The sequence below is a fragment of the Marinobacter sp. genome (assembly GCF_033722195.1).
GTDB lineage: Bacteria > Pseudomonadota > Gammaproteobacteria > Pseudomonadales > Oleiphilaceae > Marinobacter.
Genome location: NZ_JAWVZL010000128.1, coordinates 1 through 7,158 on the forward strand (window position 1 = coordinate 1; position 7,158 = coordinate 7,158).

At 63.7% G+C, this 7,158-nt stretch carries 9 protein-coding genes; all 9 read right to left on the minus strand.

Going from position 1 to position 7,158, the window contains the following annotated elements; all coding sequences use genetic code 11:
• A partial coding sequence (gene thrC / locus R3280_RS15210) for a threonine synthase (protein WP_318999461.1) occupies nucleotides 1–801 on the minus strand: 801 nt, incomplete at its 3' end.
• A gap of 12 nt (nucleotides 802–813) precedes the next feature.
• Entirely contained in the window at nucleotides 814–2,115 is a 1,302-nt protein-coding gene (locus R3280_RS15215) for a homoserine dehydrogenase (RefSeq protein WP_318999462.1), read from the minus strand.
• 86 nt (nucleotides 2,116–2,201) lie between these two features.
• The gene (locus R3280_RS15220; RefSeq protein WP_318999463.1) at nucleotides 2,202–2,939 is read right to left on the minus strand and encodes a DsbC family protein; all 738 of its coding nucleotides are present in this window, start codon (nucleotides 2,937–2,939) and stop codon (nucleotides 2,202–2,204) included.
• Nucleotides 2,940–3,078: 139 nt separating this feature from the next.
• Complete coding sequence (gene xerD / locus R3280_RS15225) at nucleotides 3,079–3,981, minus strand: site-specific tyrosine recombinase XerD (RefSeq protein ID WP_318999469.1); 903 nt, start codon at nucleotides 3,979–3,981, stop codon at nucleotides 3,079–3,081.
• A 166-nt stretch (nucleotides 3,982–4,147) separates the two neighbouring features.
• Nucleotides 4,148–4,504, minus strand: coding sequence for a 50S ribosomal protein L19 (gene rplS / locus R3280_RS15230; RefSeq protein WP_318999464.1), 357 nt, complete (start codon nucleotides 4,502–4,504; stop codon nucleotides 4,148–4,150).
• A 23-nt stretch (nucleotides 4,505–4,527) separates the two neighbouring features.
• The gene (gene trmD, locus R3280_RS15235; RefSeq protein ID WP_318999465.1) at nucleotides 4,528–5,286 is read right to left on the minus strand and encodes a tRNA (guanosine(37)-N1)-methyltransferase TrmD; all 759 of its coding nucleotides are present in this window, start codon (nucleotides 5,284–5,286) and stop codon (nucleotides 4,528–4,530) included.
• 3 nt (nucleotides 5,287–5,289) lie between these two features.
• Complete coding sequence (gene rimM, locus R3280_RS15240; protein ID WP_318999466.1) at nucleotides 5,290–5,817, minus strand: ribosome maturation factor RimM; 528 nt, start codon at nucleotides 5,815–5,817, stop codon at nucleotides 5,290–5,292.
• 25 nt (nucleotides 5,818–5,842) lie between these two features.
• Nucleotides 5,843–6,085: a 30S ribosomal protein S16 gene (gene rpsP, locus R3280_RS15245; protein WP_318999467.1), complete on the minus strand. Its 243-nt coding sequence runs from the start codon at nucleotides 6,083–6,085 to the stop codon at nucleotides 5,843–5,845.
• Nucleotides 6,086–6,228: 143 nt separating this feature from the next.
• The coding region (locus tag R3280_RS15250) for a signal recognition particle protein (protein ID WP_318999468.1) at nucleotides 6,229–7,158 on the minus strand (930 nt) is incomplete at its 5' end.

Consider the following 7,158-nt stretch of genomic DNA (forward strand, 5'->3'; position numbering starts at 1 on the left):
CGCCAGGTAGCCGGCGAAGATGTCGCCGAAGTTGCCGGTGGGCACCGAGAAGGCCAGACTGCGGTCCGGCCCGCCCAGGGCCAGGGCGGCGTGGAAGTAATAGACGATCTGGGCCATGATGCGGGCCCAGTTGATGGAATTTACCGCCGCCAGTTGGGTCTTGCCACCCAGGAAGGACTGGTCGCCGAAGCTGGCCTTGACCATGCGCTGGCAGTCGTCGAAATTGCCCTTGACGGCAATGTTGTGGATGTTGTCGCCCTTGACGGTGGTCATCTGCCGGCGCTGCACCTCCGACACCCGCTCGTGGGGGTGCAGGATGAAGATGTCCACGTGCTCGCAGCGGCGGCAGCCCTCGATGGCCGCGGAGCCGGTATCACCGGAGGTGGCCCCCATGATCACCACGTGCTGCTTGCGCTTCTCCAGCACGTAGTCCAGCAGCCGGCCCAGCAGTTGCAGGGCGAAATCCTTGAACGCCAGGGTGGGGCCCCGGAACAGCTCCAGCACCCACTCGTTGCTGTCCAGCTGCACCAGCGGTGCCACCGCACCATGGGCAAAGACCCCATAGGTTTCGTCCAGCATGGCACGGAAATCATCGGCAGGAATGGCGTCCTCCACGAACGGGTACATGACCTTGAAGGCCAGTTCGCTGTAGGACAGCCCGCGCCAGCTGCGGATCTCCTCGACACTGAAGTGGGGCAGCGACTCCGGCACATAGAGGCCACCGTCGGTGGCCAGACCGGTGAGCAGGACGTCTTCAAATCCGAGCGCCGGCGCCTGCCCGCGTGTACTGATGTATCTCACCTTGCGTTCCTGTTAGCTGAAGTTTTCTGCCCGGATGCGAACCACCCGGCCTTCAATATCCGCCAGCGCCTCGAGATCCTCGATGGCGCGGTTGATCTGGCGTTCCTGGACCGTGTGGGTGAGGATGATCACCGGAATGCGGCCGTCCTGGACTTCCGATTCCTTCTGCATGATGGACTCGATGTTGATGCCGTGCTCACTGAGGATCGACGCCACCTTGGCCAGTACACCGGGACGGTCCAGGGCCTGGATGCGCAGGTAGTAGGCGGACTGGATGTCCTCCATGGGCAGCACCGACAGGTTCTCCATGGCCTCGGGCCGGAACCCCAGGTAGGGCACCCGCTGTTCGCTGGCGCAGCTGACCGAACGGGCCACGTCCACCAGGTCGGCAATGACCGCCGAGGCGGTGGCCTCGTCGCCGGCGCCGGGACCGTAGTACATGGTCTGGCCCACTGCGTCGCCGTCCACCAGGATGGCGTTGAGGACGCCGTCCACCTGGGCGATCAGGTGACTGCGGGGCACCAGGGTCGGATGCACCCGCAGCTCGATGCCGTCGTCCCGGCGCCGGGCGATGCCCAGGTGCTTGATGCGGTAGCCCAGCAGCTCGGCGTGGGAGATGTCGTAGGGGGTGACCCCGGAAATGCCTTCGGTGTAGGCGCTGTCGAACTGAAGCGGCACGCCGAAGCCGGCGGAGGCCAGGATGGTGAGCTTGTGGGCGGCGTCGATACCTTCCACGTCGAAGGTGGGGTCGGCCTCTGCGTAACCAAGGGCCTGGGCTTCCCGCAGCACCTCGTCGAATTCCCGGCCGGCACGCATCTCGGTCAGGATGTAGTTGCCGGTGCCGTTGATGATGCCGGCGATCCAGTCGATGCGGTTGGCGGCCATGCCCTCGCGGATGGCCTTGATCACCGGGATACCGCCGGCCACGCCGGCCTCGTAGGCGACGATGACGCCGTGCTTCTCGGCCTCCTCGAAGATCTCGTTACCGTGAACGGCGATCAGCGCCTTGTTGGCGGTCACCACGTGCTTGCCGTTGCGGATGGCGGTCATCACCAGCTCCTTGGCGGTGTCGTAACCGCCAATCAGCTCCACCAGGATGTCCACATTGGAGTCTTTGGCGACATCGAAAACGTCCTTGCTGAAGGCGATGTCCCCCAGCTCGAACTCGGGCTTGGGTGTACGGGTCGCCACCCGGGTCACCCGAATGTGGCAACCAGCCCGGCCAGCAATCAGGCTGGCGTTTCGGGCCAGTACCCGGAAGGTACCGCCACCTACTGTTCCCAATCCGCAGATTCCGACCCTGACCTCTTTCAAGCTGACACCCCTGTTCCTGATGAATGGCTGGCCCGGCATGATATACCGATTAGCCAATGAAAAAAATGTTCGGCTCGGGCCGGGCCTCAGAGCAGCCCCAGGCCCTCAGCCAGTCGGTCTGCCGGCACATAGCCACGGACCATCTCACCGCTTTCCAGCACGATGGCCGGCGTGCCGGTAACGCCCACCTGCCCGCCCAGCTCGAACTGGGCCCGAACCGGGTTGTCGCAGGACTTGGAGGGTACACTGCGACCCTGCTTGGCGGCATCCATCGCGGCCCGGGAATCCTCCGCGCACCAGACCGACTCGTACTTGGCAAAGGACGGTGTGCCGGGGCCGGAGCGGGGGAAACCGTAATAATGCACGGTGATGCCAAGCTCGTTGAAGCGGCCCATCTCGTCATGCAGTTTGCGGCAGTAGGGGCAGTCGATGTCGGTGAACACGGCGATCTCGGCCTTCTGCTCGCCCTTGGCCGGATAGGTGATCAGGCCCTCCTCGCCAAAGGCGGCCATGGCCTCGGCACGGCGCTCGGTGCGGCCGGTTTCGGTGATGTTGGCGACACCCTGGCCGGTCAGCTGGAGCAGGTCGCCGGTGATCAGGAATTCGCCGCCGGCGGTGGCGTAGAAGACCTCACCGCTACTGGTCACCACCTCGTAGAGACCGTCAGCCGGTGCTTCCCGCACGCCGGTGATGGTCAGCCCGGGCACCCGCTCGGTAATGCTGTCCCGAATGGTCTGCTCGGCCTCACCGGCCTGGGCCTGGCCCGCCAACAACAGCGGCAACAGCAGGAGAAGCATTCGGTAAAACAGGGTCTGGTAGGTCATGTTTGATCTCGTTGTCTGTTTTCGGTCAAGGCCCATCATGGAGCCGTTTCATGCGCCGTGCCGCCGCAACGGCGCCCGCAAACTGCTCGGACACGGGCACCGGCGGGAAGTTCAGTTTCACGTCCCCGCAGCGACCGGACTAACCCCGGGGATGGTGCGCCTGGTGCAGGGACTGGAGTCGCTGACGGGCCACATGGGTATAGATCTGGGTAGTGGACAGATCCGAATGACCCAGCAGCATCTGCACCACCCTCAGGTCCGCGCCATGATTGAGAAGATGGGTCGCGAACGCATGCCGCAGGGTATGGGGCGACAGCTTGTTCTGGATGCCGGCCCGCAGGGCGTAGTGCTTGATCCGGTACCAGAAGGCCTGGCGCGTCATCGCCTCGGGCCGGTTGCCGGGAAACAGGGCGTCCGAGGCCCGGCCTTTGAGCAGCTCAACCCGACCCTCGCGGAGGTAGGTCAGAATCCAGTCTACGGCCTCTTCCCCCAGCGGCACCAGGCGCTCCTTGTCACCCTTGCCCATGATCCTTACCACGCCCTGGCGCAGGTTGACCTGGTCCACCCGCAGCGCCACCAGCTCCGAGACCCGCAGGCCGCAGCCGTAGAGTATTTCCAGCATGGCCCGGTCCCGCTGCTCCAGCGGTTTGGCGGTGTCCGGCTCGGCCAGCAGCGCCTCCACGTCGGCCTCTGACAGCGAATCCGGCAGCCGCCGGGCCAGCCTTGGGCTGTCGATCCGCAGGGTCGGGTCCTCGCGGATCAGGCCTTCCCGCAGCAGGTAACGGTAGAAGCGCCGCAGGCCGGAGAGCCGCCGGGCCGCGGTGGAAGTCTTGCGGCCCTCGGCGAAACCGCGGGAGATCCAGGCCAGCAGATCCTCGCGGGCCACGTCCACCAGCAAGGGCGCGAACGGACGCTGCATCAGCCAGTCGGCAAGCTGCAGCAGATCGCTGCGGTAGGCGGAGCGGGTCCTCTCCCCCAGTCCATCCTCCAGCCAGAGCGCATCGCAGAAGCGCTCTACCAGCTCCAGGTCCGCCGGCCGCATGGTCGGGTCGCTCATCCCCCTGTCCTCCGAAAAGCCGCGCGAAGGCCCACGGCCGGCACCGGTTCCGGGCCGACCAAACGCAAAAAAGGCAGCCAGTGGCTGCCTTTTCCTGCGCTGACTCGCGCATCGTGAAACTCCGGGATCATGCTCGCACGGATGCGATGCTTCAGCCCAGCTTTTCCTTGATGCGGGCTGCCTTACCGGACAGGTCACGCAGGTAGTACAGCTTGGCCTGGCGAACGTCGCCGCGACGCTTCAGCTGGATGCTGTCGATCAGCTTGCTGAAGGTCTGGAAGGTACGCTCAACGCCCACGCCGTAGGAAATCTTCCGCACGGTGAAGGAGGAGTTCATGCCCCGGTTACGCTTGCCGATCACCACACCCTCGAACGCCTGCAGACGCTCGCGGTTGCCCTCGGTTACGCGAACCTGGATAACCACGGTATCACCAGGCGCGAACGCCGGCACTTCCTTGGTCATCTGCTCGTTTTCAATCTGACTGATGATGTTGTTCTTGCCGCTCATCGTATGCTCCTGATACTCAATCTTTAATGCCCTGACGTTTCAGAGGCATCCGGTTCGTTCAAAACTTCGTCCAGCAACTCACGCTCTTCGTCCGTCAGTACCCGTTGCTCCAACAGGTCGGGGCGTCGCTCCCGGGTTCGCCTCAGCGCCTGTTTCAGGCGCCAACGCCGGATCTGATCATGGTGACCGCCTAACAATACGTCCGGCACTGCCTGGCCTTCATAGACTTCCGGCCGGGTATAGTGCGGACAATCCAGCAAACCATCGGCAAAGGAGTCCTGCTCTGCCGACTGCGCATGACCCAGCGCTCCGGGGATGAGGCGTGTAACCGCATCAATCACAGCCATGGCTGCCAGTTCGCCACCGGAGAGCACGAAATCTCCCAGTGACACTTCCCGATCCACTTCGGACGCAATCAGGCGCTCATCCACACCCTCATAGCGACCCGCCACCAGGATCAGTCGTTCCTCCGCCGCCAGTAACTTCACCAGCGCCTGATCCAGCCGCTCGCCCTGGGGCGACAGGTAGACCACGCAGGCCTTGCCGGGGGCCGCCTGCCGGGCCGCATGGATGGCGTCCCGCAGGGGCTGGATCTTCATCAGCATGCCGGGGCCGCCGCCATAAGGCCGGTCGTCCACGGTACGGTGCCGGTCGTGGGTAAAGTCCCGCGGGTTCCAGCTATGAAAACTCAGCAACCCGTCCCGCACGGCCCGACCGGTAACACCCACGTCGGTAACCGCACTGAACATTTCCGGGAACAGGCTGACGGCTGCAATCCACACCCGTCAGAACTCCACGTCCCAGTCGACCCTGATCACACCGCCGGCCAGATCCACAGACGTCACCACCTGCCCTGGCAGGTAGGGAATCAGCCGCTCACGCTGGTCGATCGAGCTCTCGGTGGCCTGGACCACCAGCACATCGTTGGAGCCGGTTTCGATCAGATGACTCACCCGGCCGAGATTCTCGCCGTCCACCGACTCCACCACCAGACCTTCCAGCTGATGCCAGTAATACTCGCCTTCCGGCAGTGGCGGCAGGTCCGAGGTGGGAACCACCAGATCGGCGCCACAATAGGTCATCGCCAGGTCGCGGTCGTCAATGCCCCGCAGCTTGACCACGATCCCCGGACCGTGCCGGCGACCGTCCTCAAGCTTTACCGGAATCCGCTTGCCATCAAAAACGGCCGTCCAGTTCCGGTAGTTCAGAATGCCTTCCAGGGGGTCGGTGTAGGAGTACACCTTTAACCACCCCTTGACCCCAAACACCGAGGTTATCCGGCCCACCACAGTTTCCTGCGAACGCTGTGTCATGCCCTCACCCCGGGTCCGGTCGATCTTACTCAGCAGAGCCTTTCAGCAGCTGGGCAACGCGATCGCTGGGCTGGGCACCCTGGCCAATCCAGAAGTTGACGCGGTCACGGTCGATGCGCAGACGCTCTTCCTGGCCACGGGCAATCGGGTTGAAGAAACCAACACGCTCAATGAAACGGCCGTCGCGGGAAACGCGGCTGTCAGTGACTGTCAGATGGTAGAACGGGCGCTTCTTGGAGCCACCACGAGCCAAACGGATTGTTACCATTTCGACCAATATCCTGTTCTGTTGTACGAACTTTGTACGATTCGCGCCCGGCATCACGATGCTGGCGCGAAGACCCATACTCGAAAGGGGCGCTATTCTATGCTAAATAACCGCCGAAGAAAACAGCCAATCTGTTCTGGTTTTTACATACGGCCAAACGGTGGCTTGCCGCCACCGCCGGGCGGCATCATACCCTGCATTCCCCGCATCATGTTGGCCATTCCGCCCTTCTTGCCGAACTTCTTCATCATCTTCTGCATCTGCTTGTGCTGCTTGAGCAGACGGTTCACATCCTGGATCTGGGTGCCGGAACCGGTGGCAATGCGGCGCTTGCGGGAATTGTTGATCACGTCCGGGTAACGGCGCTCCTTTGGCGTCATCGAGCAGATGATCGCCTCCAGCTGCCCCATGCTCTTGTCGTTGACCTGCTGCTGGGCCATCTGGGCCATCTGCCCCATGCCCGGCAGCTTGTCCAGCAGGCCGCCGATACCGCCCATGTTCTTCATCTGCTGGAGCTGGTCGCGGAAGTCCTCAAGGTCAAAGCTCTTGCCTTTCTTGATCTTCTTGGTGAGCTTTTCGGCCTTCTGCCTGTCGATCTTGCGCTCGGCCTCCTCGATCAGCGACAGCACGTCGCCCATACCCAGGATGCGGGACGCCACCCGGTCAGGGTGGAAGGGCTCCAGGGCGTCCACCTTCTCGCCCACACCCATGAACTTGATGGGCTTGCCGGTGATATGGCGAACCGAGAGCGCGGCACCGCCACGGGCATCACCGTCGGTCTTGGTGAGCACCACGCCGGTCAGAGGCAGGGCGTCATTGAAGGCCTTGGCGGTGTTGGCGGCGTCCTGACCGGTCATGGCGTCCACCACGAACAGGGTTTCCGCCGGCGACACGGCCTTATGCAGGCGACCGATCTCGCCCATCATCTGTTCGTCCACGTGCAGGCGACCGGCGGTGTCGAGGATCATCACGTCGTGGCCCCGCTCCTTGGCCTCCTTCACCGAGCGGCGGGCGACGTCGAGCACCTCCTCGCCGGTCTTCGGCGTCAGCACCGGCACGGCCACCTGGGCGCC

Coding starts and splice junctions, on each gene's coding strand:
- xerD (WP_318999469.1), bottom strand. CDS start 3,981: ATGCGGCCGGCGGACCTGGAGCTGGTAGAGCGCTTCTGCGATGCGCTC.
- rpsP (WP_318999467.1), bottom strand. CDS start 6,085: ATGGTAACAATCCGTTTGGCTCGTGGTGGCTCCAAGAAGCGCCCGTTC.
- R3280_RS15220 (WP_318999463.1), bottom strand. CDS start 2,939: ATGACCTACCAGACCCTGTTTTACCGAATGCTTCTCCTGCTGTTGCCG.
- rimM (WP_318999466.1), bottom strand. CDS start 5,817: ATGACACAGCGTTCGCAGGAAACTGTGGTGGGCCGGATAACCTCGGTG.
- rplS (WP_318999464.1), bottom strand. CDS start 4,504: ATGAGCGGCAAGAACAACATCATCAGTCAGATTGAAAACGAGCAGATG.